General features: G+C 62.8%; 22 protein-coding genes. All 22 read right to left on the bottom strand.

Annotated features, from left to right (window positions below):
- Positions 1–10: 10 nt before the first annotated feature.
- Positions 11–1,357, bottom strand: a complete 1,347-nt coding sequence (locus L1277_RS00240; RefSeq protein ID WP_253374366.1) for a putative T7SS-secreted protein — start codon at positions 1,355–1,357, stop codon at positions 11–13.
- 50 nt (positions 1,358–1,407) lie between these two features.
- Positions 1,408–1,764: a hypothetical protein gene (locus L1277_RS00235; RefSeq protein WP_253374365.1), complete on the bottom strand. Its 357-nt coding sequence runs from the start codon at positions 1,762–1,764 to the stop codon at positions 1,408–1,410.
- A gap of 65 nt (positions 1,765–1,829) precedes the next feature.
- The gene (locus tag L1277_RS00230) at positions 1,830–2,126 is read right to left on the bottom strand and encodes a WXG100 family type VII secretion target (RefSeq protein ID WP_253374364.1); all 297 of its coding nucleotides are present in this window, start codon (positions 2,124–2,126) and stop codon (positions 1,830–1,832) included.
- Between the two features lie 104 nt (positions 2,127–2,230).
- Positions 2,231–6,721, bottom strand: a complete 4,491-nt coding sequence (locus tag L1277_RS00225) for an FtsK/SpoIIIE domain-containing protein (RefSeq protein ID WP_253374363.1) — start codon at positions 6,719–6,721, stop codon at positions 2,231–2,233.
- A gap of 59 nt (positions 6,722–6,780) precedes the next feature.
- Positions 6,781–7,218 (bottom strand): hypothetical protein, encoded by a 438-nt coding sequence (locus L1277_RS00220; protein ID WP_253374362.1) that lies wholly within the window; start codon positions 7,216–7,218, stop codon positions 6,781–6,783.
- Positions 7,218–8,342, bottom strand: a complete 1,125-nt coding sequence (locus tag L1277_RS00215; RefSeq protein ID WP_253374361.1) for a hypothetical protein — start codon at positions 8,340–8,342, stop codon at positions 7,218–7,220. Before L1277_RS00215 ends, L1277_RS00220 begins: the two co-directional genes overlap by 1 nt.
- A 90-nt stretch (positions 8,343–8,432) precedes the next feature.
- Positions 8,433–9,227, bottom strand: coding sequence for an amino acid ABC transporter ATP-binding protein (locus L1277_RS00210; protein ID WP_253374360.1), 795 nt, complete (start codon positions 9,225–9,227; stop codon positions 8,433–8,435).
- Positions 9,214–9,948, bottom strand: coding sequence for an amino acid ABC transporter permease (locus L1277_RS00205; protein ID WP_253374359.1), 735 nt, complete (start codon positions 9,946–9,948; stop codon positions 9,214–9,216). The genes L1277_RS00210 and L1277_RS00205 overlap by 14 nt, the downstream gene beginning before the upstream one ends.
- A 25-nt stretch (positions 9,949–9,973) precedes the next feature.
- Positions 9,974–10,795: an amino acid ABC transporter substrate-binding protein gene (locus tag L1277_RS00200; protein WP_253374358.1), complete on the bottom strand. Its 822-nt coding sequence runs from the start codon at positions 10,793–10,795 to the stop codon at positions 9,974–9,976.
- Positions 10,796–10,965: 170 nt separating this feature from the next.
- Positions 10,966–11,664: a hypothetical protein gene (locus L1277_RS00195; RefSeq protein WP_253374357.1), complete on the bottom strand. Its 699-nt coding sequence runs from the start codon at positions 11,662–11,664 to the stop codon at positions 10,966–10,968.
- 2 nt (positions 11,665–11,666) lie between these two features.
- Positions 11,667–12,386: a hypothetical protein gene (locus L1277_RS00190; protein WP_253374356.1), complete on the bottom strand. Its 720-nt coding sequence runs from the start codon at positions 12,384–12,386 to the stop codon at positions 11,667–11,669.
- On the bottom strand, positions 12,383–13,432 hold the full coding sequence (gene pilM, locus L1277_RS00185) for a type IV pilus assembly protein PilM (protein WP_253374355.1): 1,050 nt from the start codon (positions 13,430–13,432) through the stop codon (positions 12,383–12,385). The genes L1277_RS00190 and pilM overlap by 4 nt, the downstream gene beginning before the upstream one ends.
- Before the next feature lie 22 nt (positions 13,433–13,454).
- Positions 13,455–14,306, bottom strand: a complete 852-nt coding sequence (locus tag L1277_RS00180; protein ID WP_253374354.1) for an A24 family peptidase — start codon at positions 14,304–14,306, stop codon at positions 13,455–13,457.
- On the bottom strand, positions 14,306–16,090 hold the full coding sequence (locus tag L1277_RS00175) for a hypothetical protein (protein ID WP_253374353.1): 1,785 nt from the start codon (positions 16,088–16,090) through the stop codon (positions 14,306–14,308). The genes L1277_RS00180 and L1277_RS00175 overlap by 1 nt, the downstream gene beginning before the upstream one ends.
- A gap of 20 nt (positions 16,091–16,110) precedes the next feature.
- Complete coding sequence (locus L1277_RS00170) at positions 16,111–16,800, bottom strand: type II secretion system protein J (RefSeq protein ID WP_253374352.1); 690 nt, start codon at positions 16,798–16,800, stop codon at positions 16,111–16,113.
- Complete coding sequence (locus tag L1277_RS00165; RefSeq protein ID WP_253374351.1) at positions 16,797–18,185, bottom strand: prepilin-type N-terminal cleavage/methylation domain-containing protein; 1,389 nt, start codon at positions 18,183–18,185, stop codon at positions 16,797–16,799. Before L1277_RS00165 ends, L1277_RS00170 begins: the two co-directional genes overlap by 4 nt.
- 156 nt (positions 18,186–18,341) lie before the next feature.
- Positions 18,342–18,803: a type IV pilin protein gene (locus tag L1277_RS15700; RefSeq protein WP_305884273.1), complete on the bottom strand. Its 462-nt coding sequence runs from the start codon at positions 18,801–18,803 to the stop codon at positions 18,342–18,344.
- Positions 18,804–18,983: 180 nt separating this feature from the next.
- Positions 18,984–20,213, bottom strand: a complete 1,230-nt coding sequence (locus tag L1277_RS00155; protein ID WP_253374350.1) for a type II secretion system F family protein — start codon at positions 20,211–20,213, stop codon at positions 18,984–18,986.
- The gene (locus tag L1277_RS00150; RefSeq protein ID WP_308215061.1) at positions 20,214–21,830 is read right to left on the bottom strand and encodes a type IV pilus twitching motility protein PilT; all 1,617 of its coding nucleotides are present in this window, start codon (positions 21,828–21,830) and stop codon (positions 20,214–20,216) included.
- 92 nt (positions 21,831–21,922) lie between these two features.
- Positions 21,923–23,593 (bottom strand): GspE/PulE family protein, encoded by a 1,671-nt coding sequence (locus tag L1277_RS00145; protein ID WP_253374349.1) that lies wholly within the window; start codon positions 23,591–23,593, stop codon positions 21,923–21,925.
- A gap of 150 nt (positions 23,594–23,743) precedes the next feature.
- Positions 23,744–24,445 carry a hypothetical protein gene (locus L1277_RS00140; protein WP_253374348.1) on the bottom strand — a complete coding sequence of 234 codons (702 nt, stop codon included), beginning with the start codon at positions 24,443–24,445 and terminating at the stop codon, positions 23,744–23,746.
- A 95-nt stretch (positions 24,446–24,540) separates the two neighbouring features.
- Positions 24,541–25,182 carry a hypothetical protein gene (locus L1277_RS00135; protein WP_253374347.1) on the bottom strand — a complete coding sequence of 214 codons (642 nt, stop codon included), beginning with the start codon at positions 25,180–25,182 and terminating at the stop codon, positions 24,541–24,543.
- Positions 25,183–25,251 lie beyond the last annotated feature (69 nt).

The raw sequence follows: 25,251 nt of genomic DNA, 5'->3' as shown, positions 1-25,251 counted from the left end.
ATAGCACGCCCTATCTACGGAAAGCGGAGGACACCACGTCGACGGTCTCTTTGACCGCGTCAATGGTGTCACCGACGGGCCCGATTGCGTAGCTTTCCCAGCTCGAAACATCGAAGTTCAGCACGGCGTTCACCGACTGTGCACCGTGCACGGTCCCCGCGAGTCCGAGGCGTGACAACGTCATCGGATCGGCGAGAACCGACGGATTTAGCGCGGCAAGCTTGAATGCCATGAACGTGTCTTTGTTGAACTTGACGGCACCGAGCGCGGGGTCGGTGACCAACGTCTTGAACATGGTCTTGAAATCACCCAGGTCGGCGCGGGTCATGCCCTTTTCCAGCTTGAACATCGCCTTGAACGGTTCTTTGAAGAAGATGTCCTTCACGCCCATGCGCATCCGGCCGCCAGCTTCCATCATGGTCGGAGCGATGCTCTGACCATTCTTGAGTCCAAGGGTGCCCTTCATCCTCTTCAAGGCAGTCATATTGCCCTTGACCTTGACGGCGCTCTTCATGATGATTGACGACTTGGCGAGCTTCCCCAGGTGCTTGATGAGGGCGCCACCGAAGAAGGTGAGGGCAACACCGGCCGCAGCGCCAAGCACGTCCATCCAGCTTCCGCCCTCACCGATGGCCTTGACCAGTGCGTCAATGAGCTCGAGCACCGCACCAATGGCGGCGAGAACCATCAGGATCTGGCCAACGATGGGAACCCAGGAGAAGAAGATGGCGAGGATTCCAGCCCACTTGCAGATCGTCTTGAATGCCTCGAAGATTTTCGACCCAACGTTGTCCCACAAGGAGTCGTTGAGTGTCTTGCCCTTTTTGCCCTCGGTCACCGCAATGATCGCGGCGACGGCCTCGTCAGCCGCGTTGTTCTTGTATGTCCGCGCGTCTCGCCAGTCCTGCTGGTACCCCGACAGGGCACCGGCAGCAGCAATAAGGTCCGCGTCAGCGTCATCAACGGCCGTCGTGGGCAGAGTCGGATCGCCTTCCGCCGCCCGCTGAGCTGTCGTCTTGGCGGTCTCTGCGGTCTCCACGTTGGACTGGGCGTTCCCAATGCTGGCTATCGCCGTATCCGCGTTGCTCTTCGCGGTCTTCAACTTTCCCGCATATGTCGAAAGTGCATTTGCCGTGACCTCATAGCGCTCCTGCGCCTTGCCAATGTCCTCTGCCACAGACTCGGCACTCTTTCGGACCGCGTCGATCGCTTTGCTTGTCATCTGGCTGGTGTCAGCAACAGCTTTGAGGGACGCGATCGATCGAGTGATCGCGTGCGCGATCTCAAGGTAATGAGCCGCCTTCGACGAAACGACGGCGTCGTCGCCCTCGAGGGGTTGGAACTCAATGTCAGCCATGGCGTGTCCTCTGCTTTGTGCCGCGGGAAATGGGTGGAAGTCGAAAGAAACTAGACAGCGTCCGGTGTGGACGGTGTCCGCGAGCCGGGCGCTGCGTCTGGATTGGTCGTTGCCGTCTCGCTTGCCGCTTCTTCGAGCGCTTTCGACAGCTCGTTATCCGCTTCGGTGAACGCGTCGGAGATCGCCTGGATCTGCTGCTGAAGTGCTTTGACCGCTTCGGTCATTTCTTTGCGCTTGTCATTCCACTTGTGAGCAAAGTCCTCGACTTTGCCGGAAAGTTCCTCGTGTCCGACGGCGTGCGCAACCTCATCGCTGAATTCGTCCGCTTTGTCGAACTCCTTCGCAATGGCGTCGAGGTCTGTTGTCAACTGCTCAAGCAGGTCGGTGCGGATTTGCAGGTCGCTCATGGCGGACTCCTTTCAGCGAGGATGGACGGCCGGCCCACGTGGGCCGGCCGTAAGTGGTGTGGGTGTTAGCCGCTGATGCCCTTAGCGAGCTCGCTGTCGACGTTACCGAGAGCCTCTGCCGCCTTCGTCAGGAACTGGCTCATACCCTCAAGACCATTCACAGCCTCCGTCGTTCCCTTCGTGAACTGGTCATACGACGTCTGGAACGCACCCGAAGCCTGATCCGTGACGAACCCGTTCTGAACCAGGCTGTTCACCTGAGTCTGAAGCTCAGTCAGCTTCGACACCAGGTCTTCCTTGCCCGTGGTCAGACGCGTAGCAGCATCCGTCATCTCGCTGTAGGTCACATTCATATTCGCCATGACAACACTCCTCAGATTTTGAAAGGCCCACCCCTACGGCCGACCAGCACACCAAACACTATCCACCAACACCCCACCCACCAATGGGCAGGACTCCCCATCCCCTACGCGGGGTCGACGAGGGGCAGCTGTACTCGGGCGAATTTGCCGCGAGCGATGTACATCCCTCGTCCAGGCGGGAACTCTGACTTAGCGATGCGGGGCAGTGGCGTCTTGAGAATCAGGTCACCCTCGATCATGTCCGGCTGAAGCAAGAGCCCGCGCCTGGCGTTTTTGAACTCGCTCATGAGCGGCCAGGACGAGTTCCATGACGATGTCTCCGCCTCTGCGAGCGCGAAGTGATCACTGCGCTTCACAGCCTTGGTGAGTTCGACGATGGCGGCGTCAGCCGGGGTCTGGAGGAAGTCACCGATGGCCTCAATGAACACCGCAATCCGACCCTCGGTCTCCGGGTCCGCGACGGCGGCCGCCAGGTTCTTGGCCAGCGCCGCGATGCTTTCGATGGTTGTTGCTGCTTCGACCCACTCCCGAGAACTGGAAACCACCGATCGAGAGTTGCCGATGTAGTAGAACCTGGTCTCCGGATCGAAGCGTTGGAACGCGTCGATGATGGCCAGCAATGAGTTTGTTCGCCCGGTTGCCGGACCACCGGCCAGAAGCATCGTCCCTGCCGGGTCGATGCCATATGGGCCCAGTTCGCCTTCGCTGATGCCGAGTACGGGTTTCCCGTCGAGGCCCGCCGGGAGCTCTGCCTGCGAGTACTCCTTGGGCAGTGAGCCGATCGGCGGTGTGTCGGGTATGCCCGCGCGCCGCATTGACTGGGCTAGTCGCTTCGTCGCAGCCGCCTGGTCAGACATCTGGCGGGAGCCGCCAATAATGGCGATCTGCGTTTCGAAGCCGTCGACGATGGCTCGTCCGGGAGGCGAACTCGGAGACAGAACGTCGCTCGGCGCATCGAGAAGGCTGTACCCACTGTCATCGGAGAGGCGCAGGACCACGCGGCGCTGCACGTTGGATCCGATGCTGCTGGGAACGGCCCCCGGTCGGTCTGCGGTGAACGCGACGTGCATGCCGAGTTGCCTGCCGTCGGTCAGGATGTTCTTGAACACGTCGTACCAGATCGAGCGTCCAGCGGGAACTTCCCAATCGTTGCGGAACGCGGGATACCCGTCGATGACGAGGAGGATGCGCGGCTCGTCCGGCCGTTGGGCGAGACGCCGATAGTCGGTGATGTTCGCCGCACTGGCCTCGGCATAGCGCGGTCCGCGTTCCTCGAGTTCGGTGTTCAACCGGCGGAACAGCCGGACAATCCGTTCGGTATCGTCACCCGCAATTACAGCCCCAACGTGCGGAAGCTCGTTGAGCATCCGCAGGCTCCCGGCACCGAAGTCGAGGCCGTACACCTGAACAGGCCCGCCCCGGGGGGTGATCCCGGCCGCACTCGCGATGGTCCGCAGAGCCGCAGACTTTCCGGAGCCACCGGTTCCGAAAATCGCGATGTGTCCATCAACGTCGGGCTGGAAGTACACGGGTTTCTGCTGCTGCGTATCGGGAAGGTCAGACACTCCCAGAAGCAGGTCGGTGTCGCTGCGCTGGCGCAGCAGCCCCAGGTCGTAGACCGACGCGATTTCGTCGAGCCAGGGCCGTCGCGGAGCCGGTATGCCCGCTGCGGAGGCAGCGGCGACGACGGATGCCACGAGTCGCTGCTGATCTGTCGGCCCCAGATCCTTTTCCACTGCCTGGGTGGCGTTGGGTTCTTCCCAGCGGGTCTCGCCGCCGAACTTCAGTTCGGCAACATCGATATCAGGCCGGTCGATCTCTTTCGTGGTCCAGCCGCCCGCGTACCCCGACTGGAACTTCATCAGCCGTCCCGGACCCGTCTTCGCGACGCCGCGGCCCGGAATGGACGGGTCGAAGTGGGCGGCGTCCTGGATGCCGACCACATCCTGGCTGTCCGATTCGTCGGCCATCCGCAGGGCGACGCGGAGGTTGGTGTTTGCGCGGAGGTTGTCTTTGATGACGCCAGCGGGGCGCTGGGTCGCCATGATGAGGTGAATGCCGAGCGAGCGACCGCGCTGGGCGATGTCGACGACGCCGTCAACGAATTCGGGAACCTCGCCGACAAGTGCGGCGAACTCGTCGATAACGAGGATCAGCGCTGGCGGGCTGTCTGGATCCCCTCGCTTCTCCAGCTCGAGCAGGTCCTTGGCCTTTTTTCGGTTGAGCAGGTGCTCGCGGAAGTGGAGTTCAGCGCGAAGACTGGTGAGGGCCCGGCGCACGAGGTGCGGGCTGAGGTCAGTGACGAGCCCAACCGTATGTGGCAGTGACACGCAGTCCGCGAACGCTGATCCGCCCTTGTAGTCGACGAACAGGAAGGTGACCCGGTCGGGGCTGTATTCGGCAGCCATGCCGAGGACCCAGGCTTGGAGGAACTCACTCTTACCCGCACCTGTCGTTCCACCGACGAGTGCGTGTGGCCCCTGGGTGCGCAGGTCGAGATGCATGGCGTCGACGCCACCGGAACCCACGATCGCACGGAGCTTTCCCGCGCGGCGCGGTTTATGCGGTGCGCCGGGCGTCCGATCATGGATGGACGCATTTTGTCGCCAGCGGTCGACAACGGCGTCGCTCGACTCGACCAGGTCATGACCGAGCAGGGTGACCAGCGACACGGAGCGCGGTAGGTCACTCGAGTCTTCGACCAGGGCACCGGCGTCGATCAGGGGGGCCATCCGGCGGCCGTAGTCGAGGGCGGTCTCGGGATCGATGAGTTCGGTTTCGACGTCGTCGATGTACTCACCGAGGCGGACGAAGCCCACGCTGGCGGTGGTCCCGTCGTCAGGCACCGAGAGGAACGTACGGCACACGGCGGGGAGCGAGGCGACGTCGGGGGCAATCCAGATCGGGTAGACGCCAGCGTCCGCTCCCAGTTCGGCGAGCTGGACCAGCCGAGCCCGATCGACGGCAACGTCATCGGTAATCAACACGATGACGGCCGGAATCTGCGACTTCGTGCCACTCGACACCGACTCCTTACCGACGTCGGCTCCGCGCTCGAGCGCTGCGGCGTTCTGCGTCATCGCACCGCGACGGAGTGAACTGTTCCGGTTGTTGTCGAGCCGGGACTGGATGAGCTCTTCGAGGGACGACAACAGTGTGCCAGCGCTTGATGCGCTGTCGGCAAGGTGAACCGCATCGATGGGGCTGTGCGGTGAAGACGTGTGCGGGAGCCATTTCAGCCAGGCGAGCTCGTGCGACCAGTCGGGGGTGACGAGGGCTGCGACGACCACCTCGGCGGGAGAGTGCAGGGCGGTGAGCTGCACGAGCACCGAGTTGACCGAGCCGGCAGCCGACCGGGGTGAGCCGGCGATACCGAGCGCTCCGGAATCGTAGAGGTTGTCGATCAGTGGGACGCCATCGATTGTGCGGTTTTCTTCGATGACGGCATCGAGACGCTCCTGGAATTCGGGAAGCATCTCCCCTCGCGCGCCCGAGCTGATGGTGTTGCGGCTCGTCATTGTGCCGACGCCGAGCCGAACGTTGAGAAACGACCAGTGCTCCGGGCGGCGGGTCCACACCATGGGCCCACGGCGCATGGCCTGCTCGTAGGCTTCCTGCGTCGAGGGCGATTCACCCAGTCGCAGTTCGCGTTCGGTCGGCCGTTCCTTCTCCAGTTCGAGGTTGAGGGCCTTGAGCCTCGTCTCGAATTTCTTGATCTGCTTTTTGAGCTTTCGCTTGTCGCGCTGCTTCTGCATCACGAAGTTGGCGATGATCATGATCGGCGACAGGGCAACAAAGATCAGCGACGTGATCCGTTGCGTCACGGCGTAGAGCCCGAAGCCCATGAGGGCCGGTGCAAGCATGGCCAGGAACGGGAACGGCTGGTCGTCCGGCTCGACCGGGACCTCGGGACCGGCAAACTCCTGCCCCAGGTACCGTTTCTCCACGCGCGGCGAGCGGTTGAAGAAGATCGGTCCGGCCTTCGGCGCGACGCCCGAGTGCACCACAGACTCCGAGAGACTGATCTTCAGTTGCGTGTCGCCGAGCTGGATGGTGTCGGAGTCGGTGACGTGAAGGCGCGTGACCAGTCCGCCGTCCACCTCGACTCCGTTGGCGGATCCCAGGTCAATAACATCGACGCCATCGCCCACCTCGATCCTGACGTGCTTTTTCGACACAAGCTTGTCGTCGAGCACGAGATCGCAGGACGCGTCGCGCCCGACCGTGTAACTTCCGACACTCAGAGGAATGCTGCGGCCCACTTCGGGACCGGACAGGATGGTGATGTTCGCGATGGTCGGCGCGTGGCCGGTTTTCGCCTGGGAGAAGTATTTGCCGGCATCGGCGATGTGCACCGTTGCGCCCGAACCGATCCACGCCTCGCCGACCGGTCCGTCCGGAGGCAGTGGCAGCCACTCGGTATGACCGGGAAGTGCGGCCTGAAGCGTGTAGTCACCGTCGGCGGGCACCGGCTGTGCCGGGTCGACCCGAGCGATGGTCGACGCGACCTCCGAGATCGTCGCTGCGGCATCCGTTGTCACGACGATGTCTTCTCGCGAGCCGTTCGGGCGCGCGAGGGTCAGTTTCAGGCGCATCGATTAATCCCTTTCGCAGGTCGGTCCCGGCGAGTGATCGCCGGGACCGGAAGTACTTGTCACACTATCGGGCGCTCACTCGCCGTGCGATGTGGAGGAGTCCCCATCGAAGCCACCGCCGTTGCCACAAGCGCGAGCACCACTGCAGCGTAGAACGTCGGGTATCCGAGTTGCGCGAGCGCGAGCATCGGGCCTTTCACCGGGTCACCGCTGCCCAACCCGTCGAGCACGAGCGCCGCGAGGAGGAATGCCGCACCGGCGCCGAGCGCGGGGAGGACGAACCGCGCGACCGGCCGCACCTCGTGAGGAAGACGGACCAGGACGACGAGCCAGCCGGCCACCGCAGCGACGACCATGACCGGAGCGAGCCAGCCCGCGACATCCGTGCCCGCAATGGGTTGTCCGACCACGCTGGCGATCAGCCAGGCGATGACGCCGAGGGCAAGGACGTAGCCCGCAGCGACGGCCAGGACGCGCTGCGGAGTGAAGGCAGCCACTACGCGACGACGGGACCCTGCTCGAGCACCCGCTCGTACTCAGCCTGGGCCTCAGCGTTGCGCTCGCGGACCTTGCGGCCGCGCGAGGCGATCCAGGCGCCGAACCAGATCGGCACCTCGCGTGCAACGAGGAACGCGATGATGGCCGCCGGTGAGAGCAGGGCGCGGCGCACGGTGTCGCCGACTTCGCTGGGGCTGATTTCGTTGGCGACGTCGATGAGCACGCCACCGAGGTAGGAGCCGTAAACGATCGCCGCAACGACGAATCCGCCGAGTACGTATGCCCACCAGCCGCCGCGGTTCACGACGGTGACGAGAAGCGCCATGGCGAGGAAGAAGAAGAGAACGGGGATCCAGTACGGCGCGCGCGAAAGCACCTCGCCGACGAGGTCGACTGAGCCGTTGTTGACGGCGAGGATCAACGCGAGAATGCCGGCGTAGAGAGCCGCGAACACGACGGTCGCGAGCAGCGAGACGAGGATACCGAAGCCGCGGTTACTCTTGGGCTTGGGCTTCGATGGTGCCTGAACGTATATCGGCTGGCGCACGGGAGCGACCGGCGAGCTGGGACCTGCGGCTGGCGCGGCCGTGGTGTTCTCGGTGCGCTGGGCGTCGGCGTCGGCGCGAATCGCGGCGGCGCGCCGGGCCTCGTCATCGGCGCGTTCGGCTTCGCGGCGCTCGTTCTCGATTCGCTCGGCTTCGACGCGATCGGCTTCGGCTCGCTCGGCCATCGCGCGCTGCGCGACGGTCTGCTCGGCGCCGACGGCTCCGGTGCCCGCTTCAGCTGCGCGAATCTCCTCTTCGCGAAGGTCGGCCTGGGTGAGCACGGTGGGCTCGGCCGAGGAAAGGGTGTGGGTGTCTGGCTCTTCGGCATATGCCTGATCGGCCACCTCAGGAACGTGGTGTTCGTGCGCGACGGGAGCGACAGCATCCGCTTCGCCCGCTGATTCGACCGGTTCGGGGTCAACCGCCGAGCCGTAGTCGATCACGATCTCGCGGTCGGCGTTCTCGGGCGCGACAGTTGGCTGCACAGCGGTGTCGCCGTCGATGTTCTCGACCGGTGGCGTGTTCCGACCGGCTGCGTCAATGTTCTCGTTGCCCGATTCCGGGGTGGTGTTGCTCATGGTGACACTCCTCGTCGATCAGGGCCTGATGTGCCCCAGTGTGGTCACTTTAGCGCGACGGGACCGGGGATTCCGGCAACCGCGCTGGGGTTAGTCATCATCCAGCGGGTTCAGGATGCGGTGCAAAAACTGCTGCGTGCGCTCTTCGCGCGGTGCCGTGAAGATGTCTCGGGGAGCACCGCGCTCGACGATCACACCGCCGTCCATGAACAGCACTTCGTCGGCAACCTGGCGCGCGAACGCGAGCTCGTGGGTGACGACGAGCATTGTCCAGCCCTCGTCGGCGAGCTCTTTCATCACGGCAAGCACGTCGCCAACGAGTTCAGGGTCGAGCGCACTGGTTGGCTCGTCAAAGAGCAGCAGGTCTGGCTTGAGTGCGAGTGCCCGAACGATGCCGACACGCTGCGCCTGCCCGCCCGACAGCTGGAACGGGTAGACGTCGCGCTTCTCGGCCAGCCCCACGCGTTGGAGCAGCGCCTCAGCCTCGGCGATCGCCTGCGCCTTCTTCACGCCGTGCACCTGGGTCGGGCCCTCGATGATGTTCTCGAGCACGGTCATGTGCGGGAAGAGGTTGTAGTGCTGGAAAACCATGGCCGTGCGGTCGCGCAGCGCCAAAATGTCTTTTCTCGCGGGCTTCGCCGCATAATCCACACGGATGCCTCCTGCCGCCGTCACGACGCCGGCCTCCGGAATCTCCAGGCCGTTGATCGACCGCAGCACGGTGGTCTTGCCCGAGCCGGAAGGGCCGATCAGCACGAGCACCCGGCCACGTTCGATCGACAGGTCGATGCCGCGGAGCACCTGATTCGAGCCGAACGCCTTGTGGAGCCCGGTGACGTCGAGGAGCTTCTCGCCGCTGGCGGGGCGGGGGTTAGTGAGCGACATAGCGGTCCAACCTCTTTTCGAGCAGGCTCTGGCCTGACGACAGCACGAGGCAGATCAGCCAGTAGATGAGCGCCGCCTCAAGGTACAGCAGCATGAACTCGGACGTGAACGACGCGATCTTCTGGGCCTGCCGGAACATCTCGGTCACGAGGATGAGCGAGGCGAGCGACGTGTCCTTCACGAGACTGATGAACGTATTCGACAGCGGAGGCACCGAAACCCGTGCCGCTTGCGGCAGGATCACCCGGCGCAGTGCGCGAGCGCGGGACATGCCGATCGTGTACGCGGCTTCCCACTGGCCCTGGTGCACCGAGAGAATCGCGGCGCGAATCACTTCGGCCGCGTAGCCGCCGACGTTAAGCGAGAACGCGATGATGGCGCTCGGCCACGGGTCGATGGTGAGGCCCATCGATGGCAGCCCGTAGAAGATCACGAACAGCTGCACGAGCAGCGGGGTGCCACGGATGACCGAGATGTAGATGCGGGCGATGCTCGACACGAACCGGTTGCGTGAGAGTCGCATGATCGCGACGACCAACGCGATCAACAGCCCGATCACGAACGAGATCAGCGCGAGCGGGATCGTCCCCGTGATTGCACCGGAGAGCAGCGGCCAGAACGAGCTGAAGAAGAGTGGCCACCCGGTTTCGGTGACACCATCGGTCGCCGCGGTGGGAGCGGCGACCGACAGTGCACTACTCAGAAATTGCCACTCGGTCATGAGGGCAGTATCTCAGCCGAGCCGCCTACTTGGTGACGTCTTGACCGAAGTACTTCTCAGAGATAGAAGCAAGAGTGCCGTCAGCGCTGAGCTCAGCGAGCACCTCATTGATGGCGTCTGCGAGGTCGTCGCTGCCCTTCTTAAGTGCAAAGGCGCTGAGCGAGGGGTCCTCGGTCTCGTCGACGATCTTGATTCCGGCGTCGGGCTTCTGCGTGAGGTAGTCCAGCACGACCAGCTCGTCGTTGACGGTTGCATCGATGCGACCCTGCTCGAGCAGCTCGACAGCCTGGGCCCAGCCCTCAACGCCTTCGACGGTGGCGCCGTTCTCCTCGGCGATGGTCTTCCAGTTACTCGTGAGCGACTGCGCGGTGGTCTTGCCCTTGAGGTCAGGAAGCGACGTGATGTCGGTGTTGTCCTTCGGAACAACCAGCACACCAGGCGACACGGCGTACGGGTCGGTGAGGCTGTACTGCTTTTCGCGCTCCGGGCTGATCGAGACCTGGTTCGCGATGATGTCGAAGCGGCCTGCGTCGAGTCCGGCGAAGATGCCGTCCCACTGGGTCTCTTCGAAGCTCACGTCGAGTCCGAGCTTGTCGGCGACGGCAGTCACAACTTCGATGTCGTACCCGGTGAGGTCACCGGAGCCACCCTCGTGGTAGCTGAACGGACGGTAGGTTCCCTCGGTTCCGACAACGAGCTCGCCCGCTTCGGTCACGCGCTCCAGAGCGCTTCCGCTCGACGTCTTCTCCGTCGATCCTTCGCCTGAGTCTGACGAGCATGCGGCGAGAGAGAGGGCGAGACCTGCGGCGGCGGTTACGGCGAGCACCTGTGTGAGGCGGAACTTCATAGGGGTTTCCTTCAATATGTCGAGAGAACGGGAGGCGCTGAAAATTCAGATCAGCGGATGTTCCGCCTTACGACCCTAAATTGCCCCCGCTCGCGCGCAAATTTGCGTGACGCGCTATTACACAGAGCAACAACGCGCCGCTTCTCGAATTTATGCCGGAATTCTCCGACCTATTCGCCGGTATTCTCCAGCAGGGCGTAGATGTATCCATTCACCGTGGTCTCGAACTGGCCCAGTTCGTCGTCCTTCGGTGCGATTGCCACTTGTATCGCCATAAAGAGCCGTTCACCGTGCTGCAGCTTGTCCAGGAATAGGCGCGCACCGTTGCGGTCCCCCTGCACCGTGACAGTGATCGGAATTGCCACGAAATTGTCCGAGGTGATGCGCGTATCCGTGATGACCGTTGGCGTTTCTGGCGCTTCAGGAACCACTGCTGCCGCGTCGGGTTCCGCCGGGGCCTCACCCTCCGTCGCTCCGTCGGTCGCCTCGTCAACCGGGGGCGCGACCACCGACGTAGCCGGCGCGGTGTATTCGATCGCCTCCGAGACGGTGAGTGCGGTGACCTTTGTCGCGCTCTCGCTCGCGAGTGTGTCTAGCTGGGTCAAAAAGGCCGGCAACTGGCCGTCTGCCGGAATTGATTCACGCAGGCCGGCGAGCTCGGTACGCAGCTCGTCGATACTCTCGAAGTCACCCTTGAGCTTGGCGATGGCGAGTTCGGTCGCCGTATTTTGGGCCTCGACCGAGGATTTTTGCTCGTCGGTCGACGCCTTGGTCTGAAGGAGCGGGTTTACTCCGACGAACCACCCAAGGGCGAGGATTCCAATCATCACAATCGCTGACGCGAGGATCCAGATTTTGTTTCGATCCATGGTTACTCGCCACCTTCCGCGACGTCGCCTTCGGCGTCCGACGCCTCGTCGCTATCGACGACCTTGTCCTCTTCCGGCACGAAGCGCTGTGACCAGGCGCCCTCGCCGATGTGCATGGTGACCGTGGTTTTGTAGAGTCCGGTCTCCTCGTCGACGACAATCGAGTCAGGGTTCGCATCGGCGTAGCCGGGAAGTCCCGACAAGGCAACGAGCCACGCATCGGTGTCAGGCAGGGCCACCGTCGCCGCGCCGAAGGTCAGTGTGGCGACACGCATGCCCTGAAGTGGAGCGCTGGGCTGCCCGAAGTCAACGAGCGGGGAGGCGCCATCGATGGCGACTTCCAGGATCGCGACGTTCGCCGGAAGGCTGGCTTCGATGAGGTCGAGATACGCCTTCCAGTCAATCTCCGTTGCGGCACCGACCATCTGACCCGCTTCCACGGCAGAGAGAGTGTCCTGCACGACCCGGACTTCCGAATATTTCTGTTGTTCAGCGAGTAAGTCCGTGGTGCGCACCTGTTCGGAAGCGAGGGACATCTGCGAGGTCAGCATGAAGTAGAAGGATGTTCCGGTCGCGACGAACACCAGCAACACGACACCGAGAGTGGCGAAGATCAGGGAGCGTCGGGTGCGCTTACCTTTGTGTTCCGCACGAATCTCGAACGGAAGCAGGTCTGCCCGAGGGACTCCTCCGACGGTAAGCGCCTCTGTGTGCTTGCTCATACTTTGCTCCCCAGCGCGAGGCCGAGTGCAACAACAATGGCTGATGGGCCATCACTCGGCTGATCGACATTGAACGTGTTGGATACGGTGACACCGGCATATGGGTCCGGCTGCACCACCACAGTGCGGGTCAATTCGGCGAGCGCATCCGGGAGCCCGCTCAGGTTCGCTCCGCCGCCGGTGAGCACGATCCGCTCGATCGGCGCATCCGGTCGCGACTGCCGAAAGTAGTCGAGTGTGTTGCGCGCACTGATGAGCAGCTCGCTCGTGACCTCGTTGATGACGTCCATCGGGAGCTGGTACTGCGGGTCATCGACTTTGGTGCGCAACCCGATACCCCGCTTGAGCTCGTCGGCCTGCTCCGAACCGATCTCGAGGCGCTGGGCCAGCGTCGTCGTCAGGTCATCGCCCCCGGCCGGAATGATCCGCAGGAATTGCGGAACGCCGTTCGTCGCGATGACGACTGTCGTGGCAGACGCACCGATATCGACGATCGCGACCGTGCCGTTCCCGTGCTCCCCGCGAAGAAGCACCCGGGCAAGCGCGAATGGGATGAGGTCCACTCCGGTCGTGGTGAGACCTGATTTCTCGACCGCACGGACGTTACCCAGGACCGCTTCTTTGATGGCTGCGATGAGAAGGCCATGCACGACAGGACCCGAGTCGGATTGACCTTCAGATACCGGATAGAAGTCGAGCATCGCCTCTCCAACCGGCACAGGGAGCAGTTCCTGCACTTGATACGGAAGCGCTTCGCGGATCCGTTCCTGAGACATTCGCGGCAGGGTCAGGTCGCGAGCCAACACCCGCTGGTTACCCATACCCAAGACGACGTTTTTGCTCTTGAAGCCGTTGGTAGACCAGAGGCGCTTCAACACCGAGGAGACGGTGCTCTGCTCAATCACTTCTCCACGGCTGACGGCGCCGACGGGAAGTGGCAGCTCCGCGTACCGCACGAGCGTCGGGTGTGCCTTATCGGCGTCTTTCAGCTCGACAGCTCGAATGGCCACACTGCCGATATCGATACCCACGATTGTTGCTGACATTGTTCTCCTCTTGCTTCCGTGCCTACGCCACGCCGAGCAGCGCGAGGTAAGAAGTCCATAGTTCGGGGCCGGCGAAGATGCCGATCCACGCGCCCGCAAGCATCCACGGTCCGAACGGTATGCCGCTCTTCCGGCCGACTTTCCGCGCGGTCATCAGCCCAATGGCATAGATGCCACCGAGGAAGAACGCGGCGAAAGCACCGACGAGCAACGGACCCCACCCGATGTATCCGAGATAGAGGCCAAGTAGTCCGGCGAGCTTCACGTCGCCGAAGCCCATGCCTCCCGGATACAGCATCGCCATCGCGAAGTAGGCGAGCCACAGGACGGCCATACCGATACCGGCGCGAATCAGGGCATCAAAATCCGACTGCAGGATGCTGGCGGTTGCCAGCAAAATTCCACCAACGATGTAACTCGGCAAAACGATCACGTTGGGGAGTTTGTGCGTATCAATGTCGATCAGCGCGAGCGCGACGCTGACCCCTGCAAGCCACAGGTAAGCGACGAGCAGGAGCACGGTGGCGACCAGGCCGACCGAAGAGGCGAGGGACGAACCTGAGGCAAGCCACCACCACACACCAACCGCGGCGAAGAACACCGCAGCCCCGATTTCGACGAGGGGGTACCGGGCCGAAATCGGCTCATGGCACGTCCGGCATTTGCCGCGCAGCGCGAGCCACGACAACACCGGAATGTTGTCGTACGCTTTGATGCCTGATCCGCAGCCCGGGCATGCGCTGGGAGGGGCGACAACCGACATACCGTTGGGCACTCGATAGACGACAACATTGAGGAAGGAGCCGACGAGAAGGCCGAGCATGCCGACCGTGACAACCACGACGGGAACGAATGTTGCCAGCGTCGCACTCATCAGTTCGCCACACCGTTCGGTTTGAACGCTGCAGACACTTCCACCAATTCGCTGATGCCGTAGGTCGTCGACACGGGTGAGAGGAATTTCGGCGGGGCCATGAACCTGAACCGTGGATCGTAGTTATAGTCCTTCACATAACCCGAGCCCGAGGTCGTGGCCACGGTGCCGCGGAACTTCTGAGAAATGGCGCCCTTCACCGTCAACTTGCCGCGAGAATCCTCGAGGTCATAGTTCTGCACCATGAAGGTATGTGCGACCGACAGGATGGCGCCGCTGATCGTGCGGTTCTTTGGCAGCGAGAATTCCCGCTTGTTCTCCTTGCAGGTACCGTTTTTGGCCCCGTTTCCGTTATTCGAGTAGTACTCCTCGCAGATCAGCGGGTTCCAGACCCAGACGGCGTTCTGGCCCACTATTCCGAGCATGTCCGCGGTTTCGTCCGAATAGGTCAGGTCTCCAGTCACATAGACGTAGTTCTCCGCTGCGACGGATACCTGTCCGCCCAGTTTTCCCTTAATATACGCGTCCCCGTTTCGGCAGCCGTAGTGGGCTGGCTCCGCCCACGGGATGATCTCGTCCGCGAGCGGAAACTGGTTGCCGCCAAATGACCAGCCCTTTTTGCCGGTCGCAGTGGTGCAGGTGAAGCCTGTCGGGCTAGACGTCGGGGCCGTGTAGTTGGGGTCGTCGGAGAGGCCAGGGACATTCTGCACGTAAATGAGGTTTTGCTCGATGACGGCGATCGTCGCACCACCAGAGGACCCCAGCGAGCCCGCAGACGTTCCCGGGACTCCGCACTCCGCCGGAGTAGTACCCGAGGTCGCGGGTGCGCCCGCGATACGTGTCTTGACGGTGAACGGGGACTTGACGTTCATCAGCCCACCATTAAGGAACGTGATAACGGTGGGGCCCGTGTACAGGCAACCGGGGCGGGTCACGATATCTGGGAGGTCGGTTCGTGTCTCTGAGCGCATCTCCGAGTTCGTAGCCGGCATGCCGATGCTCGTGCTGAACTCGGGCGAGCCCGGAACTTCAAATGTCGGCGTGCAACCCGAGTTTGAAGCCTTGCGGTATATCGGCAGCTTGTTGTTGGAGGTGGTGACTTGACCTTTGAATCGTGTACCGCAGATCAACAGTGTGTCGTTGGAGTGCATCGGGCCGTTGATGACGTCACCCGGAGCAAATTGGATCTCCGTGCAATAGTTCTTGTGCTCGTTGTCATTTTGTTCCCAGGCGTGGGTGACGACGCAGTTGCTGTTTTGCTGCTGAGCAGGATCCACGATCTCGTAGTCCGTGAAATAGAGGTAGTCGATGAACCCCTGTTGTTTGACGTTCACGACAAGCGTCCTAATGGAGTCGTTCACCCGTCCCGTCGAGCGGAGTCGCAGGATACCGGAGGCGGAGTACTTCGAGTTGTCTACCTCGTATCGGTAGCTTGCCGTTCCGTTGGAACCCGAGACGGTCGCCCATGTGCCTGCCGTTCCGAGCCCGAATGCTGGGTTCGTCATCACTCCAGTGGGCAGCTGGAGGTCGCTCCCCACACTGAACGGAGCAAGCTTGTTGCCATACTTCACATAGGCGTTGTCATTCGACAACTTTGACTTGTAGTCTTCGACGCCCGCATACACCGCGGCCATCGCGCCGTTCCAGTCAGCATCAGTGCTTGACTTGCGAAGACTGCTGAGCGAGAACGCGGTACTGGTGGCGATGAGCATCATCAACACCGCCCCGATGACAATGACCATCGTCAGTGCAGCACCGCGCTCATTTTTGTTCCCTCTGGACACCGGGATTCGGCTGTGGGCGTTCATGACACCACCCGGTGAAATCCAAGGTTGGGGATCCCAACAGTGTTCTGAAGGCTAACGCGATGCTCGTCGCTCGCCCCTTCTTCCTGAAGCGTGAGGGTGACTTTCACAGCCGCAACACTGCGTCGCTGGTCTTTGTTCAGCGAACCAGCGGGGAGCACGGATCCGTCCGCCGTGAGATAGCTGAAGAGAGGTCCACCGGATCCCGTGGGCGCCACCGATGTAGCGAGAATACGAGTAGAGGCGGGCGGGCCCCCGACGTCAAACGTCCAATAGCCAGCGACATCACCCGGTTTCGCCGGCCACTGCTTTTCGATGAGTTGCCGCTTGGTGTTCAGGGAGAGTTGCACAGCGATTGGCTTCTGTTCGCTGGATTGCAAGTTGATATATGCATACATCGTGAGCGTCTCGGTCGAGGCGAACAGGAAGGCCGGGTCGTTCGTCTCGCCTTTGACCGGATTTTCCGTTCCGGCACGGATCAGCCGAGCGGTCTGGTTCATCGCGTTCGACGCCTGTTTGGTGTTTGTGGTCAGCGACTGGGCCAAACTCATGGTCTTGGTCGTACTAATGAAGAAGCCAATAACCATTGTCGACGCGATGCCGAAGATCAGCATGGCGACGATCAGCTCAGTCAGGCTGATGCCGGACTCCTCGGTGCGCTTGGCTGTCACCTCGCGTGCAAGCATCACGGGGCTACCACCCGCCGGGGGTCGAGAAGCACAGTGCCATCGGGTCGAATGGTCGTGCCGAGTGAGGTCGCCGGTACGGAGAGAGCGCTCGATCCCACTACCGATCCGCCGAGCTGCATCTTCCACGTGCCATACGGCAAGGCCACGACCGCGCTGGCCCCCGCAGCGAGATCCGCAAATTTGAGGGCCTGACTGAGATCACACCCCGGGTCTCCGCTTTCGGGATCAGGCGTCGCAGAAATCGCGCGGAGGGTGGCGCTCGACGTACCGCTGTTCTTGATCGTCACAACGCCCATCGGGACATCAACCGTTGCGATGCCCGCGGGACCGGTCGTCACCGTGACGGGTGGGACGGCGCGTATCGGTGTTCCGGCCGGGTTGACTCCGTCCGGCCAGTTCGTGGGGTTGATGGAAGCACACGCCATGGTGGCGTCGCTCGCTGTCGCGTATTTTCCGGCCAAGACTTGATACCCACCGGTGAAGGGATGCAGCGAGAAGGTCCGGGTTGCCGCTGCCGCTGTGGCCTGATTGAGGTAGATCCCGTAGGTACTGACCATGCTGGTATGGAGGTCGACGGGAATTCTGGGCGCCGACGCCGTGTAGTTGGCGGCGTACTTGGCGGTGATTGTCCCGGAGTAGTCGAATGCGAAGCCGGCGGACGCGGTTGCCCCGGCGGCGACGACGGCCTTCTGGCTCTCGGGGAGAGTTTCCTGCTTCTCCGTGACCGAGTTCGCCCGCGAGATCTTTACCGTGTACGTTCCCGGTTTGACCTTCAGCGCATACGTGCATCCTTCAGCATCGGTGGGGAGGATGGGCTCCGTGATCGACTCCGCGCCCGTTCCGGCAACGGGAGTTGCGGTTACTGTCACGTTCGAGCTTCCCGTGCCGCTGGCGTTCTTCACCCGAACGAGGATCGTTCCAAGAGTCGGGTCGTTGATCTTCGACGCGGGTGCCAGTACGGTGTCGGCTCGGACCGGCGTTGCGCCCATCTTTCCCGGCCAGGTCACGGTCACATTGATGCGTTTGTATTGCAGCGTTCCACCACCGACGCCGCAGTCGGCGGCAACGCCAGTGGCCGTCACCCAGTCGGTAACGATGCTTATGGTGTAGACGGTGCCATTGACAGTCTGGGTTTTTGTCTTATCCAGGAGGTCGAACACATCCTCGATCGAGCGAGCAAGGTCGATCTCCTGAGCGGCGAGGTTGGCAGCAACCTCACGCCCGCGAGCGTCGCGAGTCGCGGCGAGAACCGAGGCCATCGAGTAGGCAACGCCGACCGTGATGATGGCAAAGACCATCATGGCGACGACCAGTTCAATCAGGGTGAGGCCGCCGTCACGGTCGTGTTGCGAAATGGAGTTATGGAAGCGTTGCACAGCGGTCACCTCCTTCGGGTAAGGCGGGCGGTGCGAGGACTACGGACTGTGGGGCGGAAGATGTGACCGGTGACCCTGTTCTGAAGCGGGGCACCGCCTAAAGGCGATGCCCCGCGGGGTGCCGCGCCCGCTTATTTGCATAGTTGAGGCGCGGCGAAAGCCTTACTAACAGCCTCCGGCTTCGGCGCCTCCCGAAGAGGTGATCTTGAAGAGGCCGTCTGTACCGGTCTTGTCGGCGCGCTGCGCCTGAATGCAGAATGTTTCAGCTCCCGACCCTCCAGCTCCAGCGAACTTGATCGAATACGCCAGCGTCTGGGCGGACTGCGTCAATCCGAATTTCTTGAGTACCGCACCATCACCAAGGGCGCTCGCGCTGGTGGGGAGGGCGGGCATCTTATTTTCCTGCGTGTAGAAAGATACAACCGCGATTTTGGCGTTCGTGAGGTCCGACTTGACGGCGCTGTCCTTCGCGCTTTCCTGCACGCCAATGTAGATCGGGATGGCAATTGCGGCGAGCACGCCGATGATGATGACGACGACGAGGAGCTCGATCAGGGTAAAGCCCTTTTCTTTCTCCTGGATGGCTTTGTAACGTGCCGCGAGCGCAGCTGTGATGCGAGAAACCATGAGGCTTTCCTTCTGATCTTTGGGGTAAGGGTCGGTGCTATGTGGAGCGCCGTACCGGCCCTCCGTCCTCTGACCTTAGGAGAGCCAATGGCCTGATGAGGACACACTAATGGGGGTAAAATGAGCATTTGTCGGCCCCAGAACGGGGCGAACTGAGCGTTAAGCTGAAGGTTCCTCAGGTTATTGCATCAAAGTGGCAATATTGAAAACCGGCAAGTAGAGCGCCACAATCATGCCGCCGACCACGATGCCGAGAAAGGCGATGAGGAGCGGCTCGATGAGAGAGGTCAGACTGTCCGTCATTGTCTGAACTTCCTGGTCATAGAACTCAGCAATCTTTTCGAGCATCTGTTGCATCGCCCCAGAGTCTTCACCCACGGAAATCATCTGCACCACCATGGGCGGGAAGACATCCTCGTCAGCCATCGGCCCGGCGATGGTTTTCCCTTGCCGCACGGAGTCAGCGATCTTCTTGAGCGCCTCTTCGATGACGTAGTTGCCGGAGGTCTCCCCCACGATGTGAAGCGCCTGCAGGATCGGCACGCCAGCGCCGATCATGTCCGCGAAGTTTCGGGAGAACCGCGCAACGGCCAGCTTCTTCAGAAGCAGGCCGAACACGGGCATTTTGAGCTTCAGCGGGTCAAGGAACCGCCGCACGTTCTCATCGTTCTTATGGGTGCGCCACAATATCGTTCCGACGATCGCAAGAATGACGATCAGGGGCCCGAGCCAAATCATTTGCTCAGACATGGTGACCAGTATCTGCGTCGGGAGGGGCAGGCTTCCGCCCATCCCCTCAAACATGTCCTTGAACACGGGGACGATGAAGATCAGCATTCCGGCAACCGCCAGGATCACCATGCAGACAACGACGACCGGGTACGTCATCGCGCTCTTGATGCTGTTCTTGAGCTTGGCTTCCTTCTCGAAGTTGGTGGCGACTGTATCGAGTGCTTTGTCAAGGAACCCACCGGTCTCCCCCGCCTTCACCATGTTGATCATGATGGGAGGGAAATCCTGATGGTGCTTTCGCATCGCATCCGACAGCGACGAACCGGTCTCGACATCGTCACGCACTGTGACGAGGATTTTGGCGAGCGGCTTTGACTCTGTCTGGTCTGCGAGGATCGTCAGGGTCCTCATGAGCGACAGACCGGCGCTTGCCATTGTCGACATCTGACGGCTCATGATCGCGAGATCCTTGAGCGTCACGCCCTTCGACAGTCCTGGGATTGTGATTTCGCGGCTCAGCCCGGTGCCGTCTGGTGCGGCTTCGATAGCGACGGGCGACAGGCCCATCGTTCGGAGTCGTGTCGCGACCGCCGCTTCGCTCGTGGCATCCACTTTGCCCTTGACGATCTTGCCGGCGGCATCTCGCCCCTTATAGGCGTAGGCGACAGTCGAGGGCATCTACCGCTCCACTCGGGTTGAGAACGAGTCTCCGAAGTCGATTTCGGACCGTTGCATGGCTCGGGTGGACGCTTCGGTCGGCGACTGAACCGTATGCAACGAGCGCGCAAAGCCCTCATGATCGTGGGCTTTCGCCTCCGCGGCCTGGCGGGTTACACGCCCGCTGTTGACGAGTTCAGCGAGGTGCTGGTCCATCGTGTGCATCCCCAGTTCCTTGCCTGCCTGCATGGCCGACAGGATCTGGTAGGTCTTCCCCTCGCGGATGAGGTTCGACAGGGCCGGGGTAATCACCATCACCTCGGTCGCCACCACCCGACCATTGCCGCTCGCCTTCGGTACGAGGGTCTGGCAGACCACGCCCTGCAGCACACCGGCCAGCTGAGTACGAACTTGCTCCTGTTGGTGTGCCGGGAACACATCGATCATGCGGTCGATGGTCTGCGCCGCGTCCTGTGTGTGCAGCGTGGCGAAGACGAGGTGACCCGTCTCTGCTGCGGTGAGTGCGACCGAAATGGTCTCCAGGTCGCGGAGCTCTCCGATGAGAATCACGTCGGGGTCCTGCCGCAGCACGTGCTTGAGCGCATTGCCGAAGCTGTGAGTGTCGGCCCCGACCTCGCGCTGGTTGACGATCGATTTCTGGTTCGTGTGCATGAACTCGATCGGGTCCTCGACCGTCACGATGTGGTCGGCGCGCGTGCGATTGACTAAGTCGATGAGTCCGGCCAGCGTCGTGGACTTGCCCGAACCGGTCGGGCCTGTGACGAGCACCAGCCCACGTGGCAGAGCGGCGAAGCGACTGACCGTGTCGGGAACTCCCAGGTCACTCAGTCGCTTGATCTCGGTCGGGATGAGCCGGAACGCCGCCCCGATCGCGCCACGTTGCATGTAATAGTTGGCGCGGAACCGGCTCTCCGCCGTCAGCGTGTGCGCAAAGTCGAGCTCGAGGTGCTCGTAGAACGCCTCACGCTGCCGGTCGGTGACGATCCCAGCCAGCTCTGCCGTGGCTTTTTCGCGCGACCAGGCCGCGGCACCATCGATCGGCCGCAGCGCCCCGTTGACACGGATCATTGGCGGCGCGTCTGCGGTGATGTGCAGATCGGATGCACCCAAGCTCACCACAATCGCCAACGCTTCTTCCAGTGAGATATCGGCGAGAGCTTGTGCCGCGCTCTCCGCACCGCCCGTTGCCAATCGGGACGCGGCCTCCGCCTGTGCTCGGCGGTTGGCTTCGCTCCGTGTCATGGGCGTGCCCGGCGTGTCCCTCAAAACGGTGGACAAATATGACGGAACAGCGGATGCGATCGGTTGCGCATACGCCATCGTTGGTGCGTCGGCCGCGGGAAGCTGCTCCGTGATGGCAGCGGTGTCGGCCGCTCGTGCCCGACGGCCCTGGCGCCCCTCGCCCAGAAGTGGTGCAGACATGGTGAGGTCGTCGAACGCTTCGACCCCTGCATAGCTCGGTTCGTCGGCTACGGGGTCAACTGGGGTGGCAGAGTCAGGCTGGTTCCCGCCAGTAACGGCGGTCGCGGCATCCGTCCGCGGTTTGATTCCCGGCGTCCATCCGGCGACATTCGTGCCGGCCGGAAGGATGGGAATCTCATAGATCGGATCGCTCACGCGTTCGCTCCCTCAATTGTGCTGCTGTGTTGGTCGGTGTGGTGCAGGCTGTGGTTGCGGAACGCGACCCCCGTCGCTGCCGCTCTGCCCCCTTACACGACCACTCGCAGAATTTCTTCAAGCGACGTGAGGCCCATCGTCGCCTTGGTGTAGCCGTCTTCACGCAGGGTGAGCATGCCCTGCTCGCGGGCGACGCTGCCGATCTCGGCACTGGATGCCCGGGCGACAGCCAATCGTTCGATCTCCTCAGAAATGGTCATCACTTCGTGAATCGCGAGGCGACCCCGGTACCCGGTATTCGAGCACTGGTTGCAGCCGACCGGGCGGAAGATGCCCGGCATGCGGCGACTCACCTCGACCTGCGGAAAGCGCATCCGTTGCAGGTCATCTGCTGAGTGCTCGGCGGGCGCCTTGCACCGGTCGCACAATCGGCGGGCGAGGCGCTGGGCGACAACGCAGTCGAGGGCGGAGCCGACGAGAAACGGTTCGATGTCCATTTCGGTGAGTCGCACCACCGCGCTCGGGGCATCGTTGGTGTGCAACGTGGAGAGCACGAGGTGACCGGTGAGAGAGGCCTCGATGGCGATTTGCGCGGTCTCGTGGTCACGAATTTCACCGAGCAGGACGACGTCGGGGTCGGACCGCAGGATCGAGCGCAGTGCGCTGGCGAAGGTTAGGCCGGCCTTGGGGTTGACCTGCACCTGGTTGATGCCAGCCATACGGTATTCGACGGGGTCTTCGACGGTGATGACATTGATTTCAGGTCGGGCCACCGTGTTGAGCGTGGTGTACAGGGTGGTCGACTTGCCCGAGCCCGTGGGTCCGGTCACGAGGATCATGCCGTATGGCTTGGTGTAGGACCGTTTGTACGCCTCGAAGTTGCGGTCGAGCAGTTGCAAGTCGCGCAGGTCGAGGCTGGTGTTGGAGTTATCGAGGATTCGCATGACGACCTTCTCGCCCCACACCGTGGGGAGCGTTGCCACACGCAGGTCGATCTTGCGCCCGCCGTGCATGACCGACATCCGACCGTCTTGCGGCTTACGTCGCTCTGCGATATCGATCTCGCTCATGATCTTGAGCCGCGAGATCACGCCGTTCTGGATGCTCTTCGGTGCGCTCTGCATCTCGTGCAGCACACCATCGATGCGGTACCGCACCCGGAGCTCGTGTTCACCCGGCTCAATGTGGATGTCGGACGCGCTGTCCTGGATCGCCTGGGAAACCAGCAGGTTCACGAACCGCACGATGGGGGCGTCGTCGTCGCCGTTATCGGCGATGCCCAGCCCGGTGTCCTGCGGCGCGTTCTCTTCCTCGAGCGTGTTGGTGAGGTCGTTGAGCTCGTCGTCGGCACGGAGGTACCGGTCGATCGCGGCGAGCAGGTCAGCCTGTTCGGCCTGTACCTTCTCCACGCGAAGCTGAGTGGTCGCCCGAACGTCGTCGATGGCGAAAACGTCGCCTGGGGTGACCATCGCCAGCTGGAGGACACCGTCGACGAGTCCGATGGGCAGCACGGAGTGGCGCCGGCACAGCGCAGCCGGGACCAGAGATACCGCGGTGCGGTCGACCGGGTACTCGAGCAATTCGACGAAGCCGATACCCGCCTGTGTGGCGCGGGCGCGGGCAAGTTGTACCGGGGTGACGACTTTCTGCTCAAGGAGCGCGCTCAGCGCCACCTCGTCGTCGGCCTGGCTGCGGCTGACTCGGTCAAGCTGGTCGAAGGGCAAGATGCCCTGGAGGATAAGGGTCTCCATAATGGACGCCACAGGATCACCTCCGGCTTCGGGTCAGGGCGGTGCAGCCTTGCCAAGTTACCGAGAGGCGTGTCGGTCGCCACAGTCCCCCGTTGGGGATTTCACCGCCCCCATTCGCGTGACGCGACGCGCCTGTTCAGGCGCGACGCGGCATCCGTTCGATTACTCCCAGAGGGTGGCGACGATGTCTGCGGTGTAACCCGAGAAGTCGATCTGCGTCCAGTACGACGAGACCCAGCCGTTGCCGCGCAGGTAGTGTTCCTCGCCGGCGACGGCGAACTGCTCGCTTTCGTCGAGGAAATCGAGAGTGCACAGCGTGCCGCCGAGTTGCTCACCGCAGGTGTATCCCTCGTCTTCGAACGCCGAGATGGCCGCGTTGCGTTGCGGCTCGGTGACCTCGTTGATCGCGGAGAGGATACCGGTCTCGCTCGCGGCTCCCCAGGTGCAGCGGAGCTGCGGCAGTGATTCGCGCAGGGTCTCGACCGACTCGGATTTCGTCATCGGGGAGTCGGCGACGGTCGGGTCGTTGAGCGGCAGACCTGACGTGGAGAGCCCCTCGAAGAACTCGGGGCTGAACGCCTCAGCGCACTCGGTCGGGAGGGCGATGGTGTTGGGGTCGTCTGGCGTCGGCGTGGGTGTCGGCGTTGGGGTCGGTGTCGCCGTCGGAGTCGAGGTGGCCGACGAGATGGGCGTGGGCTCTGGCTCAGCGTCACCGGCACCGCGGAGCGCCCAGAAGATGACGAGCGCAATCACGACGATGGCGGCCAGCCCGAGCGACACCCCGAGGATGATGCGTCGGCGTCGCTGATCAGCGCGGTCGGTCGACGGAGTATCCTCTGCGGGCAGTCCGAACTGGTCTGACATAGTGTCCTTTCGCGCGGCGACTCCCCACAAACTACCGGGAAGTCTGCGACGCGTGCGGGAAGGCCCGATCACGATTCGGACACATGGTCGGCCCACTAACCCCAGATCGCGGCAACCATGCCCTCGGTGTAGCCGTCGATGGAGGTGTTAATCCAGCGCGTGGAGACAGCGATGGTGCCGCGCAGGTAGTGCGACTCCCCCACCGTGAAGCCCTTGTCGCCCTCCCGCTGGATCACGCAGCTGACCGCGTCCCCCAGAGGTGTGCAGGCGAAGCCGCCCTCCTCCATCGCGGATCGCGCGGAGACCGCCTGCTGCTCCGCGATGCGGGACACCGCCGTGGCGATACCGATTGGGCCCGCGACGCCCCAGGTGCAGACCAGAGGCTGGCTCGCCCGGATCGTGTTGTCGAGCCGCTCTATGTCGGAGAAGGTAGCCGTGCTCATCGAGGGGTCGTTGAGCGGAGGGTGGTTAGCCTGGAGGGTGGCCAGGAGTTCGGGGCTGTACGCCTGCTCGCACGCCGCGGGAATCGGTGTGTCGACCGGCACGGGAGTGGGAGGCGTCGAGGGGGCCGGCGGGGCACTCGATGGCGCCACCGGGGCCGGTTCCGACGAGGGCTCCGACGAGGCGCTCGACGCGCACCCGGCGAGAAGCGCCGGCATGAGCAGCGCGAAAGTCAGGGCTGCTGCCAGACCGCGCTTCCTCCGCTGGCCCACCGGCCGCGATATACGAGTGTGCATGGGTCCCTCATCGTTGAACGGGCCCCCTCGCCGGTCAGCCTAGCGCGACGCACGACGCCGCGATAGTCG

Origin of the sequence: Okibacterium sp. HSC-33S16 (assembly GCF_024171565.1) — a bacterium.
Taxonomy (GTDB): domain Bacteria; phylum Actinomycetota; class Actinomycetes; order Actinomycetales; family Microbacteriaceae; genus Mycetocola_A.
Note: the sequence above shows the minus strand (reverse complement) of the source record. Positions and strands in the feature narration are given on the sequence as shown.